Genomic DNA, 17,164 nt, shown 5'->3' on the forward strand with positions numbered 1-17,164 from the left:
TCAGGATCGATCGGCGACACCGGTGCCGTCCAAGACCTCTCCGGTCGTCAGCGATGCCCGCAGGGTATGAGCGAGTTCCGTCGCAGCAGTGAGCAGCACCGACTCGCGGTGGGCGAGCCACGCCTGGGCCACCTCGCTCGGCCCGAGGCCACGCACCGGCCGTGCCACCACGTCGGGTCGGGTGTAGAACCGAGCAGTCGAAGTCGGTAGCACCGCCGCTCCAAGCCCGGCTGCGACCTGCTCCAGCTTCACTTCGACGTCGCGCGGATAACCAGCAGAGCGTGTGATCGGCAGGCCACGGCGCGACCGCGTGTCTCGCCATTCGGGGACGGCCTCCGGGGACTGCAGCAGGTCGAGATCGGCCAGTTCGTCCAGGGTGAGTTCGTCTTGTCGGGCGAGCGGATGGGCCGCCGGCAGCATCGCGACGCGGCTTTCATGGAACAGCGGCTCGAGGCGGAGACTGCGGGTCGCAACGGGAAGCCGGACAAGCCCCAGGTCGACGCGCCCATCGAGGATGGTGTCGACCTGATCATCCCAGTTGGTGCGGACCACCTCGATCTCGATCTCCGGGAACTTGGCGCGCAGACCCTGCACGATCGGCGTCACGATCAGGCCCGGCATGAATCCGAGGGCCAGACGATGCACTCTGCCGGCTGAGTGCCGAGCCCGTCGCTGGAGTGCCATGCCCGCCAGGAGCAGTGCGCGAGCGTCCGGCACGAGGCTCCGACCCGCGTCCGTCAGCTCGGTCCCGCGGGAGGATCGGGCGAACAAGGTGACGCCGAGTTCGCGTTCGAGCAGAGCGATCTGGCGACTCAGCACCGGCTGCGCGACGTGCAATCGGTCGGCCGCGCGTCCGAAGTTGAGCTCCTCGGCGACGGCCACGAAATACTCGAGCCGGCGGAGGCTGATGTGGATCATCGCTGGCATGTTCTCATACCTGCCACACCTGCCCGATCATCGTCACCCGAACTGCCCTGGGCGGCTCCAGCGGCCGGACCTCGCGTGCACAGGCCGTCGAAAGCGCAGTAACACGACCGCCAATCAAAGCTGCCGCTTGACAGAGGAGCTAGTGACAGTCAGTTCCGACCGATCATCCGCCGCAGCATCCTCACCCTCCCACCGCAGCAGGTCGCCGGGCTGGCAGTCAAGCGCCTGACAGAGTGCCGCGAGCGTGGCGAACCGAACCGCCTTGGCGCGACCGTTCTTGAGCACCGCCAGGTTGGCAGGCGTGATGCCGACCCGTTCGGCGAGCTCGCCGACCGACATCTTCCGCTTCGCCAGCATCACGTCGATGTCGACGGTGATCGGCATCAGATCACCTCGTCCATCTCCGCTCGCAGCTGGGTTGCTTCGAGGTCGCGCGCAACCGCCTGGGCAAGCAGCATCCGCAGCACAAGCACGAGGAGGGCGATTCCGAGAATTGCCACTCCTATTCCCGCCATGATGACGGTCACGCCCGGGTCGGCCGTCTGACTCGGCGCGTTGACGCCGGTCACCACGAACCACAGGATGGCGGCCGCAACGATGGTGCCGATCACGATGTCCACGTACCGGAAGGCCGCGTGAGAGAAGACCGTCCCCCTGCGGACCATCGAGACCAGTCTCCAGATACAGACCAGAGCGACCTGGATCGTGAGCATGCCGACTATCGTGATGACGCGCAGCGCCGGCAAAGGAAGCGATCCGTCCTCCCGATCGGTGAACAACGCCCAGACCATTCCTGCCTGAATGAGTACGGTGCCGGCGAACACCACCATGAGCACGACCCGAAGCGCACCCACTGTCAGCTTTCCCATCCGCACACCTTCCGTCGAATGACGATGAAAATCTATCGACTTTCGATAGATAAATCAACGAGTAACGGAGAACGTGACCCCCATCGTCGCGGTTGCCGTCAGGCAGCGGTACACGATCAAGGGATCAGAATTCGAGAAGCGTCGCTCGGTCGCCCGACCTAGCGTGTTCGACATGGAACTCACCATTCACACCACGGTGCTTCCGCATCAGGACCCCGAAGCCTCGATGGTGTTCTACCGCGACGTGCTCGGCTTCGAAGTGCGCAATGACGTGGGCAGCAAGACGATGCGCTGGATCACCGTCGGCCCGCCCCAGCAGCCGGACATCTCCATCCTGCTGGCACCGCCGGCCGCCGGGCCAGGTTTCACCGACGACGAACGTCAGACGATTTCTGAGATGATGGCGAAGGGCACCTACGGCTGGATCCAGCTGGCGACCAAGCATCTCGATCGCACCTTCGAGGAGCTACAAGCCGGGGGCGCCGAGGTCATCCAGGGGCCGACCGATCAGCCCTATGGCGTTCGGGACTGCTCGTTCCGCGATCCCGCTGGCAACCTCATTCGCATCCAGGAGGTTCCCTGACCTCGCTGACACACGGCTCGTCAAGACCATGATCAACTCTTGTGCCGACAGAAGATCATCCAACGACGCGGTAGAGCGGAGATCGGGTGAGCGGGCCATGTCCACCCGATGATCACAAACCGAACAACGGCCGACACTCTTCGTAGCCGATGATCTCCACGCGCGGCCGGTCGACCCGCGCCAGCCAATCCTCCCGACTCAGCCGCAAGTGGATCATGACGTCGGCGCTCTCGCCGCGACGATGCAGTCGCTGCCCGTTCGGCCGGTAGCCGAGGGCTCTCGAGACGCCCAACGACGCCTGATTGTCCCGCCACGCCGACGTGATCGCGCAGGTCGCCTCGAGCGGTCCGAACGCCAGGGCGAGAACGGCATCTCGCATCTGTTTCCCATATCCCCGACCCCGGGCCCGGGTGGCCAGGTGTGAGGAGGAGTCGACCGTACGAAGCCGGGGGAAGTCATCACCCTCCAAAACCTGCTGGCCGATCAGTTCACCATCGCGCAGCACGAGGAACGGCACCGCCCAGGAATCCGGCCGCCAATTCCCGAACGCCCGCCAATAGCCCTGGAAGATCGCGGCGCCCCGCGCGAGGTGCGGATCGCCGAAGTCGTAGCCGGGCAATCCGGGGTCGAGCTCGACATCGTCGGGGAGGATGTCTGCCAGTTCGACCAGGTCGGCTTCGGTCGCGACACGAAGTTCGAGGTCGGCGGTTCTCAACCGCAATCCGAACAACGGCCAGTATCGATGGCTCACAGGCTGACCGTACGCGATCAAGCCGACTGGTTCCGCGTCGTCACTTGGGCAACAGCATGAGAGCTTCGCTGCCACGGGTCATCAGCATTGATCCGGGGTAACGTAGAGAGCGCCGAGGCTCCTCGTGCGCTGCTGTGTCGGGCATCGCCGTCTTGACAGAACGATCCCACCAGGTCCGTTGGACTCATCCTCGCAGCGCACCGGAATGGACCTCAGTGTCCTTCGTCAAATTCTCCTACAGCCGGCTCGACCAGTTCGAAACCGTCAACCGTCGCGGAGACCACACCCTGGCCCAAGCCATGGCCCACGCCGCACTGTTCCTGAACGAGCCCGCAGAAGACCTCGAAACGATCTTGGCTCGCCTGGCCGACGTCGCACACCAAATGATCGCCGACGTGGACATGGCCAGCATCTCCGTGACGTCCCGTGACGGCATCAGCACCAAGGCCGCAACCGACCAAGCCGCCCGTGATCTTGACCAACTCCAGTACGACTTCCAGGAAGGGCCTTGTCTCGACGCCCTGCTCGACCCGGACAAGGCCGAAGTGGTCGTCGACGACATGAGCTGTGAACGACGTTGGCCCCGCTACGCCCAGGCTGCTGCCGGTCGCGGCTATCGCTCCCAGATGGGGATCAAGATCTACCGCGAGGGCCGTAGTGCCGGCGGGCTCAACCTCTACTCCCTGCGAGCCAACGCCTTCGGCGACGAAACACGAGCGGCCGCCGAGATCTTCGCAGTCCACGCTGCGATCGCGATGGACAAGGTTCGCACTGTCACCAATCTGACCGATGCGCTGGGCAGCCAGCAGACGATCGGTCAGGCCGTTGGCATCGTCATGCGCACCTACACCGTCGACGAGGACGCTGCCTTCAATTACCTCACCCGCGTCTCGCAAACAACGAACACCAAGCTTCGTGACGTGGCCGCCCAGATAGTCGCGGCGTTGACGGTCGAAGCGCGAGTCAACCGCGACGGCGCCCGCAACGGTTCGCGCCCGTGCCGAGTTGCGGTTGCCCCAGCACCGACGGTCGGGGGAGACGGCGCGACGTCATAGGCGGGCACAGGCGACCTGCGAACGCCGCGAAGCTCCAGTCATTGGCCGTCGACCCCACGGCTGCGCCGGCAGGGCGTCGGCACCCGCCTTCTTCTCACTGCGGTGTCGAGGGCACTTTCTGCTGACCCACTGCATGTCCGCGGCCCCGCGTAGCGTACAACGCATGGCCGAGCCCACCCCATTCTCCATCGCCGTGGCCGACGAGGTCCTGGTCGATCTCGCCGACCGCCTGGCGCGGTCGCGGCTTCTCGACGACTCTCCGCGCCGGCCGCCGTCCGGCATGTCCGGGGCGTACCTGCGTGAGCTGGTCGCGACCTGGCAGTCCTGGGACTGGCGTGGAAGGGAGGCGTGGCTGAATCGGCACTCGCAGTACACCGCTGATGTGGGAGACACGACGCTCCACTTCGTCCACGCGCGCTCGGCCCGCACCGATGCGGCTGCGCTCCTCGTGATGCACGGATGGCCGCACACGTTCGCGTTGCAGCTCGACTTCGCCGACCTGCTGCGCGACTTCCACGTCGTGATCCCGAGCCTGCCGGGCTTCGCGTTCTCGACGCCCTACGCCGACGGGCCGATGACCGAGTTTCGAATAGCCGAGACGATGCACCGTCTGATGACCGAGACGCTCGGCTATGACAGCTACCTCACCCACGGCGAAGATGTGTCGGCGAACGTGAGCGACCTGATCGCAGCCATTTATCCGGGGGCCGTGGCAGGCATCCTGGTCACCCACGCACACTTTCCGTCCGCTGCGGAGCGCGCGCGGCTCACAGCCTCGGACGAGATCGCCTTCTTCGAACGTCTCTCGGCGTTCCATCTATCCGACGGCGGATATGGGCATCTCCAGGCGACGCGGCCGGACACTCTTGCCGTTGCGCTCAACGACTCCCCCGCCGGCCTGCTTGCCTGGATCGCCGAGAAGCTTGTGGAGTGGAGCGATACGCCGGCCGGTGCTCCGTCCGCTGTGGAACGTCGCATCTCTCGGGACCGAATTCTCACTGACGCGATGCTCTACTGGGTCACCCGGTCGATCGGTGCGTCGTTCCGGCCCTATTACGAGGGCGCCGACCGGCCGGCGCCGATGCCGCCAGTCGAGGTGCCCGCATCGATCCACATCCAACGGCATGAGGCCGACTACCCCGAGTCGCTCGCTCGAGCCTATTACAGCGATATCCGCACGTTCGAGCGACTGCAGGAGGGCGGGCACTTCACGGTTGCGGAAGTTCCGGCCCTGATGGCAGATCGGGTACGAGCCTTCGCTGGCGAACTCGGGTTGCGCTGATCGACGTTGCCGGTCCTCCTTCCACAGCTCGAATGTATACGGTGTCCACATGACGGTCTGCGGCGGAGGTGCTTGAATATGCTCTCTCATGAATCGGTTGTCGTTACGCCAATCTGTGTCGGCAGCCTGCTGGCGGGCGAGGAGCGGATGCCCGTCTACACCCACCTCATCGATCATCCGGAGGGCAGGCTCCTGGTCGATACCGGGATGACTCGGCTGCATCCTGCGGTTGCCGACATGGAGCCGCGACTAAATCCCCTGCACGAGCAGGACATCGATCTGCAGACGATCACAGCGGTGGTCAACACCCACCTGCATTTTGATCACTGCGGTGGTAACGAGCTCTTTGCGGGAATCCCGGTGTACGTACAGCGGCGGGAGCTCGAGGACGCGCGCACCAAGGACGACTACACGATCCGCGAGTGGGTCGACGCTCCGGGGATGACGTACGTGCCAGTGGATGGTCAGCTTGAGCTGCTCCCGGGCGTACGGCTCCTTCCGGCGCCCGGTCACACCCGCGGTTCACAGATCATTGCCATCGAGACCGGCCGGCGGACGATCGTGATCGCCGGCGACACGGCTGTGTGGTTCGGCGAGCTCGACGACCCCAGTACCGAGGGCCAACGACTCATTCGCGCGCTCGATCCCCGGCAGGTGTGGCTGGCCCATGCGAGCGAACCGTGGCGACCCAATGACTAGAGATCCGGCCCGCGGTGGCTGCGAAATGATCATGATCTTGGTCCGTAACCTCGCCTGCGGCCGCATCGGTGTCCAGGCAGCCGCGGTGCCCACCGAAGCAGGTCAACCGTGGGCTGAATCAGCCGAGTCGTGAATCACCTCGTAGTGCAGTCTGACGGTGCCTGCAGTGTCCGTCAGAACCGACAGCAGCCGAAGCGGAGTCGGAGCTTCACCGATGTCCAACGGCCGACCGTCCATGATCGTGGGTGTCCCGAGCCCGCCGACCAGCGCCGGAGCGATCGACAGGTGCAACTCATCGATCAGATCCGCGCGCAACAGAGCGCCTTGAAGCGCGCCACCGGCGGTCGAGAGCACGCAACGGATACCGAGTTCGGCGCCCATCGCAGTGATCGCCTGAGCAAGATCGACGTGTTGCTCACCGGCCACGAGGTAACAGATGTTCCGGCTGCGCAGGTAGGCCAAGTAGTCCGACGGTGTGGATCGGCAGACCAGCACCAGGATGTCCCAGTTCTCGTGATCCTCGGTCCAGCGCACCCGTCCGCGTCCGTCGACTGCGGTGAACCACATGTGCGGCGGGGACGGCAGCGAGGGCTTCTCCGGCGGTAGGAAGTGCGAGTAGAGCCGGGCTGGGTCGTCGCCATAGGCCGGGAGAGGGGCCGGCACGGCGTCGTTGCCCACCAGGCTGCCACTGCCCTCGAGCGTCGCGTTGCATCCGTACTGCAGCTTGACCGCCTCCATCGGGTCGCAGAGGGCCGGATCGGCTGCCGGCGGGGACATCGCGGAGAACAGCGCCCCGCTCACGGTTCCCATCAGGAGTTGCTCCCGGGTGAGCGCGACTTTGCCATCTGCGCTTGCACCGAGGCTGACAACGACACGCGGTCGCTGCACCGCGACCTCCTTCGGCTCGGAGTCGGGACTTGCCGGTTCGTGCATTTCCTACCAGGCAGCGCCGACACTGCAGCCGCTGTTGCATCGCTGCCGGACGCGTCGCGCTCGGTTCCTGGGGAAATGTCGCGCCACATCGAGGTTGACGACAACGGTGGATTTCCTCGTCCTCAAGAGTGCTTTCCCCAGATCACCGGCCCTTGATCGGCCGCCGTGCAGGCAGGAGACTGCCGAGATGGCGGGAGACCTTGTTGAGTCGGCGCGAAGATTGGTCACTGCATTGGAGCACGGGGACCTGAGCGTGGTCCGAGCGGGCCTGTCTGATCGCCTCAGCGGCTGGGATGCCGAGTCGTGGATCGTCGAACGATGGGGGCCTCAACTGGATGAGTTCGCCGGTCAGCAGCGCATGCTCACCGGCGCCCGCCAGATCAGCGAGGTGATGGCACGAGTGAGCTTGGTCGGCGACCGAGGACAAGCATTCGTCAGCGTGCTCTTCGACGACAGAGCGAAAGTCGCCGGCCTGGCCATCGACCAGGACGAACGAGATGGACGGTTCTGGATCGTCGTCGGATGCACCCGCGAGGAACGAGAGGAACTGAAGAGCTTTTACTCAGTGCTCACCGCTGGCCCGATCGGTTACGGAGAAGGAGGCGCATACCGGCCCCGCTGGCCAAGTCCGGAACATCCCGCACAGATTCATTTCGACATTGCTGTGGCGGACCTCGAGGAAGCTGAACGGGAGGTTGTGGCTCGCGGAGCGACGAAGCTGGCGGAGTTTCCGACCTGGCGGGTCTATGCCGATCCGGTCGGCCATCCCTTCTGCCTGTATCCGGAACTGACCGAGCCGGCAGAGCGGATAGGAACCTTGTCGCGAGTGGTGATCGACTGCGCCGACCCAGCTGTCCTCGCGAACTTCTGGGCCGCCATGCTCGACATGCCCAGACGGGTTCACGATACCGGCGACCGAATCGTCATCGCGGGTGGGAACACCGAGCAACCAATGGTCGCGCTCCAAAGAATCCCCGAGTACCGGCCTCCGCGCTGGCCGGACCCCGAGCATCCGGCGCAGATGCACTTCGATATCGGCTACGACGACCGACTTGCCAAGGAACGACTCGCACTCCGACTCGGAGCCGGTCGGCTACCCGCGCAGGGCGGTAGTTGCCCGGTCTATGCCGATCCGGCGGGCCATCCGTTCCGCCTGTGCTACAAGGGCGAGTAGCGAATCAGCACCTGCCAATCCGATACGGCCGCTGTTGACGACGTGGGTGCAGTTGGGTGGCGCACCGAGGCGCTGACAGGAGGATGTGCCCCATGACTATCCCTGACCGCCAGTCCGCCGGTGCTTCGTACACTGTCCAGCCGCTCGACGCGACGACTTGGGGAGCCTTCGCCGATCTGGCCGAGCGCAACGGCGGCGTCATGGGCACCCACCGGAAAGCCTATGATCAGGACCCGCCGCGCCCTGCGGACTGGCGCATCATCTGCATCTTCACCGACAAGCGCCATCGTCGGTCCGGTGTCGCCCGATCAGCACTTGCCGGTGCGGTAGATCTCATCGCTCAGTCTGGTGGCGGGCGTATCGAGGCCGTGTCCCAGGCGGTCGATGGGCGCAGATCGGTCCCCTACATCTTCTCCGCGACAGTCGAGCTCTTCGAAGAGAACGGTTTCGATCGGATTCGGCAGGTCGGCAAGCACTCCTGGCTCTTGGGCCGCGTCATTTTGCCAGCATGACGCCCGGACACTCTGCCGACTGTGCTTGCTGGGTCTCGGATCCGGATCCGTCCCGGTGTCGGCAGCGATAGCAGCAATCACATCGTCTGGAAGTCCGTTGTGCCCGGACCGAAGCCAGCCTATGTTCTGCCGAGAGGTCGATGCGGCATGGCCGGTCAAGCGCCGTCTGCTCGAATCGATGCGTACAAGAGCATGTCGACCCGCCGACCGCCAATCGCTTGATGACTTCGCAGAAGACCCTCGCAGATGTAGCCGGCCGCGTCGGCAGTGCGTAGCGAGGCGACGTTCCAAGGTTCGATGTACAGCTCGATCCGGTGGAGCTGGGACAGCGACCATCCGAACGCTGTCAGGGCCACCAACGCCTCCGCGGCACGGCCTTGCCCGCGGGCAACTGGTGCAATCGCATAGCCTGCGGTCGCTCTGCCGGAGGGCAGCTCTCTCAACCACAACCCGGCCTGCCCAAGCGGCTCATCAGTCTGCACGTCGGCGACGCAGAAGGAGAATCCGATACCCGAGATGAGTCGATCATGTTGTCGATCGATGTACGTCGCGGCTTGTTCAGCCGGCGCGTCGTGATCGAGCGATCCGATCATTGGCACATACGGATCACTCGACAAGTTCTGGATCATCGGGACGTCGGTCGATCGGAACGCCCGCAGGGTCACGCTCCCCGCCGCCGGCACGAGAGAAGGCATGCTCAACTGACTGGCAGCGACGGCGCCTCCAGTCGTGTTCGACATCCTCGCAGCCAAACACCACGAGCCGCGTCCCGCAAGAGGAATCTGAGCCATTCCCAGGTGGCGCGGACTACGGCCGTTTCTGATCGGGTTCGGACCCATTGGGTTGATGATGCCCGGCAGCGCGGCCTTCGCGACGATCGTCGTCGACGTCCGCAACGTCACATATGAGTCTGCGGTCGTCTGCCGCTGCGAGATCATGATCACGGCCGACGCCGTTTCACCGAGATTGAACAGTCGGCGAGTTACCACCGGAAGCTCCAAATGGGTTTCCGGCTACGCACACCGACCCGACGATCTGGCCGCCGAAATCGTCGAAGACGGCCGGCAGCCTGACGATCGTGTCGGCGTCGAAGGTCTGCCGGTAGCCGCCACTGAGATGTAATCCCGGAACCACGATCCGCGACTGGTGATCAACGGCGACGATTCGCCAATCAGCGACAGGATGATCATCGCGGAGAATGTCACGTGACCCGGTACAACGTCACGCAGTGGCATGATCGATTCGCCATTGCAAGTCCCGCGTCGAAGCCAGGAGAACCGTGCAGTGACGAACCTGCACGTAACACCCGCGGACCCGCGAGACATCGAATGGGAAGACTCGCACCCGGTCTTTCGTGTGTACTTCTGGGACGCGCAACGCGTCTCCGACGAATACGAGATCACCGGCGCCAACCTCACCGACCTGCTCGAGTGGACGACCGCCAACGCGGCCGGCCGTGGATGGCAGATCTGGCTTCGCCTCATCGAGAATGGACGAACGGGTGCGGTCAAACTCCAGGAGTGCGACATGCCGCCTGACCTGGGCGAGGCCATCACGACCTAGGTCGACGAACCGATCAGCGTAGTCCTCGTGTCTGCCGCCAATCGCCTGCACACAGACGATCAGGCTCAATCGCCGCGCGGCGCGGGTCAGCGTGGCGCTATTTCAAAAGTGGTCCCGGATGCCACATGTTCGCCGACGCCGTCGCGGATCCGGGTCAGGGTTCCAGCGCCGACCACCGTCGCCGTCTGCTCTCGCCACCACAGCCCGACGGACTCCGGCAGTCCGATTACGACAGTGTCTCGGCTCGCGCTCCACTCAGTGGCTTCGCCAAGCTGATCGTCGGTGAAGTGCGGCAGCACCGCGACGTCGGGCAGCAAGCCGAGCGCTGTCAGGTCCCGAAGCCCCGGTTCGTTGTGATCATGGCCTTCAGCGATCTCGATGCTGTCGCACGCCAACAGGGCGCCGGCACTTCCGCCGTAGTAGTCGCCACCGCTATTCCAGAACCGACGAACGGACTCGACGAAGCCACACCGCCTTACCTGGTCCAGCAGCCGAAACGTGTTGCCACCGCCGACGAAGAGCAGATCAACCTGTGCTGTGTCCAACTCGGACGGCGCATGATCACCCAGGCTCTGCCAGGTGTCCAGCTGGTAGCCGACTCCGAGAAGATCCAGATGGGTTCGCAACCATCCTTCAGCCGAGGCCAACATCTCTGCCGGCAGGGCGAACGGCCAGTACACCACTCTCGTCGTTGGCCGATGGAACATCAAGCGCCACAACGGCGTCTCGTCTGCCGCGCTTCCAGATCCGAGGTAAAGAGTCCCTGGCACGTCTCCCATGCTCTCCGCCGGTCCAGACCCCTGCAACCGAGTTCGACTCATCGCTCGATCGCCCTCGATCAGACTTGCAGGGTCATCGGAATGACGACCGCGTTGACAGTTTCGAGCCTCCGGCGGGCAGAATGCGGTCTCCGCGTCGTGATTCCAATCACGCCGCGCTCGGCAAGTGTCTGCCTATCGCTGTTGAGCTCGGGTCGGTCGGGAGCGCCGACGCCGTTCGGCCGGTTCAACACGATCATTGTTCGGCCGTGTCGAGCATCCCGACGAGTGCCTGCCAGGTCGCGGCGGCCGCCGCAGCGTCGTAATCTTCCAGCGAGTCGTCCATGAACATGTGGCCTGCACGGGGATACTCGCCGATCAAGGGCGTTGCACCGGCCTCCTCCGCGCTCCGGAGAAACTCCATGACCTGCTCCGCCGGGGCGAACCGGTCTCCTATCCCGACATGCAGCTGGACCGGCATCCCCCGCCGCAAGCCCTGCGGCACCAGCGTCGGCGCATGTAGGCAGGCCACCGCGGCGGCAGCAGTGCGGTGCGGCCACAGCTGACCGATGACGCCGACGCCCATCGAGAATCCGATCAACACTGCCTCATCCGAAACCTGGGTCAGCGCGTCAGCCGCTCGGCCGACGATCGTCGGCCAGCCGACCGAAGACATCAGCCGGGATCCCGCCTCAACGTCACCCGGCACGGTCTCACCGTCGAACAGGTCAGGCACGACGACTCGATGCCCCAAGGCTCGGATGCGACTGGCCGCCGCCAGCTCGACCGGACGCAAGCCGTACATCGAGTGGAAGATCACGACATCCACGAGTCGAGTGTCTCGCAATCCCCAGTCGCTTCCAGTCCACACAACAACGGCAACGTCGGCCGCGCACGCACAGGTTGAGGTAAGAGGATCACCTGCCGCAGCCGACGCCGGTCGCCACGCGCACTTCGGTATGGGACAGCAACCGGAACGGTCGGGTCCGTCAGGACGGCTCGCGGACCACACCCCCGGATGCAACCGGCCTGACCTCAACCCCGCCGCCCTCGGCGATCGCCGGATTCGTTTGTGCAATCCGGATTGCCATGTCGATGTCTGCCGCCTCGATCACGTAGAACCCAGCGACAATCTCCTTGGCCTCGGTGAACGGACCATCGGTGATCAAGCCGGGCGCTCGAACAGACTTCGCCATGTCTCGGGGCGTCAAGGCGTACGCTGTGAGCATCGCTCCGTCAGCCACCAATTGGTCGGCGTGTTCATCGCACGAAGCGGTATCTGCCGGGGTGGCGTCGGGCCGGTGTGCCGAATCTCCGGCGTAGATCAAGACTGCGTACTGGTTCATGGTTCTCCTCGGTTTCGCTTCTTTCAGCCCTACGTCGAACCAAGGCGTCCTTTTCGACAGGGAACTCATGTGATCTGAGACACACATCCGTACTGGGATCAGGATTCCTCACGCTCAGGCGGCATCGACCGACCGGACTGCTTCCGCGACAGCTGCCACCGCCATCATCCGGACCACGTCGATAGGGGTCTCCATCTCCCCCGTGGCGGCGGCGATGATGGCGTCGCCGTCGAAGCGGGTGTGGGGTGGAGTGAGCGAGCGGGCGATTCCGTCGTGACCGCCCTGGGCGAGGATCCGGCAGCCGGTCTTGTCGAGCCTGGCGTTCGTGACCACGACGCCGATCGTTGTGTGGCTCCTGCCCTGTTCGAACTCGAAGACCTTGTGAAGGTCACGCACCGCCTCGAATGAGATCGGCCCGCCACCGTGGTCGATGTCGCCGAAGGCATTGACAACGCACATTGCCGCAACCACCAGCTCGCGGCCGCCGTCATCGAGTCGCTGTTCGCTGTAGCCGAGGCCGCCCGGACGCCGTCCGTCGGGACCACGCCAATGTCCGACATAGGCACCCGAACCAGCGCCTACCCTGCCCCGGAGGATCTGCTCAGCCTTCGTCGCCGCTGCGGCGGCATACCCGGAATCGGGGTCCGGCCGAGCGCGGCTGTCACCGACACCGAGATCAAAGAGCGCCAGCGTCGGAACGATCGGTACGTTGCCGCCTGGCGTGGGTACACCCCGGCCGCGTTCCTCGTAATAGCGCATCACCCCATCGGCTGCGCCGAGACCGAACGCCGAACCGCCGGTCAGGAGCACAGCGTCGACCGATGTCACCGCCTTGTCCGGCTCAAGCAATTCCAACTCGCGCGAGGCGGGTGCGCCTCCCCGGGCCTCATAGGATGCCGCGGACCCGGCCGGAAGTTCGATGACCGTGCATCCGGTCTCACCGACCGGATCGCTCCAATGACCGACCCTGACACCATGCACCGCGAAATCCACGTCGACTCTCCTCTGGAACCAATCACCGTACGGCAGCCCGGTAGACCGTCTGCAACCCGATCCACTCTTCCATCAGCTGGACGTGCCGGATCAGATTTCTGCTGTGGAAACTATGAGGGCGACCGACCACTCCCAAACTCAAGGAAGCGATTGAGCGCGTTCGGGTGCCGGGCCCGTCCGGCCAGAGGAATCGGTCACCAGCCGGGCGGTGCTGTCGGCGAACCACTCCCGGAACCGCTGCCGGCTCCACCCGCGCTCGGCGCGAAGTCGGGTGTACACGGCGGGATCCATCAACAACCACACGACGTCAACAGCCTCACGCCGATCGATCCCTCGTCTGAGCGCCCCTCGCTTCCGAAGCTCGTCGACGATCCAGCCGGCCATGATGTCGCGATTGCTGCGGAGCTGCTCGGCCAGCGATTGGAGGCGCGATTCCCCTGCGGCCGCCTCGAGTGCGACCAGCACAAGGCCGGCGGCTCGTTCGGCGACATCGACAACGACCGCGCTGACTGCAGCGAGGAAGTCGTCGACCACCGGTGCTTCGGCCGCGCTCCTGATGGTTTGCCGGTCCAGAATCGGTGACGGCTCGTCGTCCCCGGCAATCGCCCAGTCGATGGCCGCCTGCAAGAGATTCACCTTGGTTCGGAACACCTGCTCGATCGTCGGCACCGATACGCCTGCGACCGCGGCGATTCCCGCGACGGTGGTTGCGGCGTATCCGCGGGCGGAGAATTCTGCGGCCGCCGAGGCGAGGATGCGCTGCCTCGTCCGTCGCGCCTGCAGTCGGCGGCGTTCGGATCGGTACGGACGGGCGCGAGGTTCTTCTGCCTGCACGGTTACATCCGATCCCATTGTCGCTATGGTAGCACCATATCGAATTCGCCGGCCAACCGGACCGACAGCAGGCATGTCAGCCGCCCAGCTTCCATGCGGCTGTGCACAAACCCGAGCGAGGTGCAGGATTGTGACAACGACACCAACCGATCAGACGTCCGTCTCAGTCATGTTGATCGTCCCCGACACTCCCGCGGCAGTCAGCTGGTACAAGAGTGCGCTCGGCGCGGCGGAGCTGTGGAACCTCGGATCCGTCGCCGCACTCCACCTGCGCGGCGCTCCGTTCCTGCTCCACGAAGCCGTACCAGGCAAGGAGAAGGAGCAGAGCCCGATCGATGCACACCTGACCACCACACGGATCGAGGTCTTCGTGAATGACCCCGGCCAGCTCATCGAACGGGCAGCTGAAGCCGGCGCCACTGACGTCCAACCCGCCACGGACCACGAGGCCCCGTGGGGAACACACAAACAGGGCGGATTCATCGACCCGTTCGGACATCGATGGTCGATCGGCGACCGGACGCCACTCCAACACGACACCGCCTCATGACGCCCACAAATCATCGATCCCCGATCCCGACGCCCGCCGAGCCGATCGCGGGAGAGTTCCTGACGGAAACCTTCGACTACGACGGCGGCCGCCGGGTCACCGTCTACCTGCCGCCAGAACCGCCCGAAGCCGTTGTGTTCGCCGGTGACGGTCAGCTCATCTCGCAGTGGGGCGGATACCTCGAAGCAGCCCACGTGCCGCCGACGATGATCGTCGGCGCCCATCGAACCGATGCCGAGGACGAGATGGTGCGCATCAAGGAGTACTCACCGTCCTTCGATAAGGATCGGTTCGATGCCCATGAGAAGTTCTTCGTCGGAGACGTGCGCGAATGGGTACGGTCGCGCTTCGCCGTCCCGCTCGACACCGAACGCACTGCCGTGTGCGGCGTGTCGGCCAGCGCAGAACTCTCCCTGGCCATCGGGCTTCGCCATCCAGACATCTACGGTGCGATCTTTTCCGCCTCACCCGGCGGCGGCTACCGACCACCCGCGCCGATGCCGAAGCAACTGCCCCGCACCTATCTCGTCGCCGGCACCCAGGAGCCCTTCTTCCTGCAGAACGCGACCCGCTGGGCCGACGCGCTCCGGGATGCCGGCGCCGACGTCATGATGACCGAGCGAGACGGTGATCACGGCGACCCGTTCTGGGCAGCCGAGTTCCCGCTGATGGTCGCGTGGGCATTCACATCCTGACGAAGGGGCACTGCCGATTCGCCTGAGAAAGTTGATCAAGTCGTACCGAGTCAGGTTGGAGACCTCGACGTCTGCGGCTCCAGCGCGACTACCGCGATGCGACGTTGAACCCTGGCCTGGTAGGACTCGTAGTCGAACACGCGCTCGTTCAGCTGATGCCACAGGCGGTCGCGCTCCGGACCGCTGACCTCGATCCCAACAACAGGAGTACGCCGACCCCCGACCTCGACGACGCCCTCGTATCCGGCTCGGAGGTTCAACCACCATCCCGGTTGCCAGTCTGCTCCGGCGTTGGAGGCGGCGACTATCCAGCGATCATGGTCGCGCATGTACAGGAGTGGTGTGGTCCGCGGTTGTCCGGTGTTCCTTCCGGTTGTGGTCAACAACAGGAGGTCGGCGCCACGAAAGCGCCGAAGTCGCAGCCCTCGGACCACGAGGTTGAGGACCCGATTGATCCAGACGACGATTCGGCGCCGCACAGTCACGCACCAACTCTCAACGGATCGCTCCCAGGGGATCGCCGGACGTGGGTTTCTGGCGCTATGGCGGCCGGAACTCTGACGTGCCGGGGCGGCCGTCGACACGGCCAGGATTGCCACCGCCGCCCAGGCGATCGGCCCGATCCCACCCCGCAGCGCGACGCTCCAGACGGCGTTGTGCTGATGGTTGCACAGAGCCGCGGAGTAGGTCGCATACCGCGGCGACAAACGCGGGCACCCTCGCGACTCGGACCAGCCTCCGGCCGTTCCACACGACGTGAGACTAGCCTCGCCCGACCTGCTGTCGAGTCATCTTCACCCATCGTCACTGCAACCGGACACTTCCGATCTTCACGGTGAGCCCGGCATCGAGGTGTCCACGGGCTCGTCGTCGACCATCACCGTTGCGGCTCGCCAGAAGCAGACCATGTCCTTGACCCGGAGCGCGTCGTGCAGCGGATCCGGGTAGAACCAGGCGACGTCGGGCGCGTTGTGAGCACTGAGGTAGGAGGCGATGCCCTTGTAGGCGCAGACTGTATGACTTTCCGAGGGCGCCAACAGGTCCATGCGGACGTCTTCTCGTGGCAGATACCAGCGCACCGGCAGCTTCGTCTCGATCAGCATCATGGGCCGGGACGACTCGGCCACGGTGACTCCGCCGATCTCCACACGCACCCGGCGATCGCTGCGCAGCACGTCGATCCTGGAGAACGGATCATGCGGATGGGCCATCACCCGTTCGTCCTCCTCCAGCCAGGCGAACGGCTCCCAGTGCAGCACGATCCGGCCCCCGAGGCTCGGCTCGTCGGGACGGAACGCGACCTCGCCGTAGCCGTTCAAATGCAGGGATCGGCCGGCGTTGTGTGCCAGTCGTTGTGGCCGGGTGCCAGTAAGGGGGTGGAAAGTTCGGGCAGCGGGCCGGGTCGTACTCGGTCAACGGCAAGTTCACATCACCGGGGGGACCGCGTACCACGGGACGACCCGCCGGGGCTCGTAAACCAGCAGTGCATCACGGGTGTCCATAACGGTCTGCCCCTCCAAGACCGCCCGCAAGCGCTTCGGTGTCGCGGCGAAGCGGAGTTCGTCGAGCCCTTGGAACCACTGCTCGTCCAGGTCGATGGCCATGCGTTCAGTCTGGCACCGTCGCTGTGCTGAGACGGA

Annotated in this window: 23 protein-coding genes; 9 read left to right on the forward strand and 14 right to left on the reverse strand. The window is 64.9% G+C overall.

The window, feature by feature from the left end; all coding sequences use genetic code 11:
• The 3 genes from GJV80_RS07105 to GJV80_RS07115 all read right to left on the reverse strand — a co-directional run bounded on the left by GJV80_RS07105 (position 1) and on the right by GJV80_RS07115 (position 1,796).
• Positions 1 to 927 carry a LysR family transcriptional regulator gene (locus tag GJV80_RS07105; RefSeq protein WP_230208211.1) on the reverse strand — a complete coding sequence of 309 codons (927 nt, stop codon included), beginning with the start codon at positions 925 to 927 and terminating at the stop codon, positions 1 to 3.
• 114 nt (positions 928 to 1,041) lie between these two features.
• Positions 1,042 to 1,311, reverse strand: coding sequence for a helix-turn-helix transcriptional regulator (locus GJV80_RS07110; protein ID WP_154687298.1), 270 nt, complete (start codon positions 1,309 to 1,311; stop codon positions 1,042 to 1,044).
• Positions 1,311 to 1,796, reverse strand: coding sequence for a DUF2975 domain-containing protein (locus GJV80_RS07115; protein ID WP_154687299.1), 486 nt, complete (start codon positions 1,794 to 1,796; stop codon positions 1,311 to 1,313). The genes GJV80_RS07110 and GJV80_RS07115 overlap by 1 nt, the downstream gene beginning before the upstream one ends.
• A gap of 73 nt (positions 1,797 to 1,869) precedes the next feature.
• On the opposite strand from GJV80_RS07115, the gene GJV80_RS07120 reads away from it, so the two are divergent.
• Positions 1,870 to 2,379 carry a VOC family protein gene (locus tag GJV80_RS07120; RefSeq protein WP_370518823.1) on the forward strand — a complete coding sequence of 170 codons (510 nt, stop codon included), beginning with the start codon at positions 1,870 to 1,872 and terminating at the stop codon, positions 2,377 to 2,379.
• Positions 2,380 to 2,491: 112 nt separating this feature from the next.
• Here the strand turns inward: GJV80_RS07120 and GJV80_RS07125 are convergent, their stop codons facing one another.
• Positions 2,492 to 3,130: a GNAT family N-acetyltransferase gene (locus GJV80_RS07125; protein ID WP_195909212.1), complete on the reverse strand. Its 639-nt coding sequence runs from the start codon at positions 3,128 to 3,130 to the stop codon at positions 2,492 to 2,494.
• Between the two features lie 215 nt (positions 3,131 to 3,345).
• Here GJV80_RS07125 and GJV80_RS07130 point away from each other — a divergent pair, with 215 nt between their 5' ends.
• From GJV80_RS07130 to GJV80_RS07140, 3 genes are all read left to right on the forward strand, one after another.
• Entirely contained in the window at positions 3,346 to 4,185 is an 840-nt protein-coding gene (locus GJV80_RS07130) for a GAF and ANTAR domain-containing protein (RefSeq protein ID WP_154687301.1), read from the forward strand.
• 133 nt (positions 4,186 to 4,318) lie between these two features.
• Positions 4,319 to 5,467, forward strand: a complete 1,149-nt coding sequence (locus tag GJV80_RS07135; RefSeq protein WP_230208212.1) for an epoxide hydrolase family protein — start codon at positions 4,319 to 4,321, stop codon at positions 5,465 to 5,467.
• Between the two features lie 78 nt (positions 5,468 to 5,545).
• On the forward strand, positions 5,546 to 6,166 hold the full coding sequence (locus GJV80_RS07140) for an MBL fold metallo-hydrolase (RefSeq protein ID WP_154687302.1): 621 nt from the start codon (positions 5,546 to 5,548) through the stop codon (positions 6,164 to 6,166).
• 102 nt (positions 6,167 to 6,268) lie between these two features.
• Here GJV80_RS07140 and GJV80_RS07145 read toward each other — a convergent pair whose 3' ends face one another.
• The gene (locus GJV80_RS07145; protein ID WP_230208213.1) at positions 6,269 to 7,054 is read right to left on the reverse strand and encodes a dihydrofolate reductase family protein; all 786 of its coding nucleotides are present in this window, start codon (positions 7,052 to 7,054) and stop codon (positions 6,269 to 6,271) included.
• A gap of 403 nt (positions 7,055 to 7,457) precedes the next feature.
• Between GJV80_RS07145 and GJV80_RS07150 the strand changes: the two genes are divergently transcribed.
• Positions 7,458 to 8,273, forward strand: a complete 816-nt coding sequence (locus tag GJV80_RS07150; protein ID WP_154687304.1) for a VOC family protein — start codon at positions 7,458 to 7,460, stop codon at positions 8,271 to 8,273.
• 92 nt (positions 8,274 to 8,365) lie between these two features.
• Positions 8,366 to 8,785, forward strand: coding sequence for a GNAT family N-acetyltransferase (locus tag GJV80_RS07155; RefSeq protein ID WP_154687305.1), 420 nt, complete (start codon positions 8,366 to 8,368; stop codon positions 8,783 to 8,785).
• A gap of 155 nt (positions 8,786 to 8,940) precedes the next feature.
• On the opposite strand, the gene GJV80_RS07160 is transcribed toward GJV80_RS07155, so the two are convergent.
• Positions 8,941 to 9,723, reverse strand: a complete 783-nt coding sequence (locus tag GJV80_RS07160; protein ID WP_230208375.1) for a GNAT family N-acetyltransferase — start codon at positions 9,721 to 9,723, stop codon at positions 8,941 to 8,943.
• Positions 9,724 to 10,069: 346 nt separating this feature from the next.
• Here GJV80_RS07160 and GJV80_RS07165 point away from each other — a divergent pair, with 346 nt between their 5' ends.
• A complete protein-coding gene (locus GJV80_RS07165; protein ID WP_154687306.1) occupies positions 10,070 to 10,348 on the forward strand; it encodes a hypothetical protein in 279 nt (92 codons plus the stop codon).
• 86 nt (positions 10,349 to 10,434) lie between these two features.
• Here the strand turns inward: GJV80_RS07165 and GJV80_RS07170 are convergent, their stop codons facing one another.
• The 5 genes from GJV80_RS07170 to GJV80_RS07190 form a co-directional block, all read right to left on the reverse strand.
• On the reverse strand, positions 10,435 to 11,031 hold the full coding sequence (locus GJV80_RS07170) for a Type 1 glutamine amidotransferase-like domain-containing protein (RefSeq protein ID WP_195909213.1): 597 nt from the start codon (positions 11,029 to 11,031) through the stop codon (positions 10,435 to 10,437).
• Positions 11,032 to 11,362: 331 nt separating this feature from the next.
• A complete protein-coding gene (locus tag GJV80_RS07175; RefSeq protein WP_154687308.1) occupies positions 11,363 to 11,935 on the reverse strand; it encodes a dienelactone hydrolase family protein in 573 nt (190 codons plus the stop codon).
• Between the two features lie 160 nt (positions 11,936 to 12,095).
• Positions 12,096 to 12,452 carry a YciI family protein gene (locus tag GJV80_RS07180; protein WP_154687309.1) on the reverse strand — a complete coding sequence of 119 codons (357 nt, stop codon included), beginning with the start codon at positions 12,450 to 12,452 and terminating at the stop codon, positions 12,096 to 12,098.
• 114 nt (positions 12,453 to 12,566) lie between these two features.
• A complete protein-coding gene (locus GJV80_RS07185) occupies positions 12,567 to 13,445 on the reverse strand; it encodes a P1 family peptidase (RefSeq protein ID WP_154687310.1) in 879 nt (292 codons plus the stop codon).
• A 138-nt stretch (positions 13,446 to 13,583) separates the two neighbouring features.
• On the reverse strand, positions 13,584 to 14,297 hold the full coding sequence (locus tag GJV80_RS07190) for a TetR/AcrR family transcriptional regulator (RefSeq protein WP_195909214.1): 714 nt from the start codon (positions 14,295 to 14,297) through the stop codon (positions 13,584 to 13,586).
• A 151-nt stretch (positions 14,298 to 14,448) separates the two neighbouring features.
• Between GJV80_RS07190 and GJV80_RS07195 the strand changes: the two genes are divergently transcribed.
• Entirely contained in the window at positions 14,449 to 14,829 is a 381-nt protein-coding gene (locus GJV80_RS07195) for a VOC family protein (protein ID WP_154687312.1), read from the forward strand.
• Positions 14,826 to 15,524: an esterase family protein gene (locus GJV80_RS07200; RefSeq protein WP_154687313.1), complete on the forward strand. Its 699-nt coding sequence runs from the start codon at positions 14,826 to 14,828 to the stop codon at positions 15,522 to 15,524. The genes GJV80_RS07195 and GJV80_RS07200 overlap by 4 nt, the downstream gene beginning before the upstream one ends.
• Before the next feature lie 50 nt (positions 15,525 to 15,574).
• Here the strand turns inward: GJV80_RS07200 and GJV80_RS07205 are convergent, their stop codons facing one another.
• The 3 genes from GJV80_RS07205 to GJV80_RS07215 all read right to left on the reverse strand — a co-directional run bounded on the left by GJV80_RS07205 (position 15,575) and on the right by GJV80_RS07215 (position 17,128).
• Positions 15,575 to 16,009 carry a nitroreductase/quinone reductase family protein gene (locus GJV80_RS07205; RefSeq protein ID WP_195909215.1) on the reverse strand — a complete coding sequence of 145 codons (435 nt, stop codon included), beginning with the start codon at positions 16,007 to 16,009 and terminating at the stop codon, positions 15,575 to 15,577.
• A 345-nt stretch (positions 16,010 to 16,354) separates the two neighbouring features.
• A complete protein-coding gene (locus tag GJV80_RS07210; RefSeq protein WP_154687315.1) occupies positions 16,355 to 16,843 on the reverse strand; it encodes a DUF427 domain-containing protein in 489 nt (162 codons plus the stop codon).
• Between the two features lie 105 nt (positions 16,844 to 16,948).
• Positions 16,949 to 17,128 carry a hypothetical protein gene (locus tag GJV80_RS07215; protein ID WP_154687316.1) on the reverse strand — a complete coding sequence of 60 codons (180 nt, stop codon included), beginning with the start codon at positions 17,126 to 17,128 and terminating at the stop codon, positions 16,949 to 16,951.
• Positions 17,129 to 17,164 lie beyond the last annotated feature (36 nt).

Origin of the sequence: Microlunatus sp. Gsoil 973 (assembly GCF_009707365.1) — a bacterium.
In the GTDB taxonomy this organism is placed as follows: Bacteria; Actinomycetota; Actinomycetes; order Propionibacteriales; family Propionibacteriaceae; genus Microlunatus.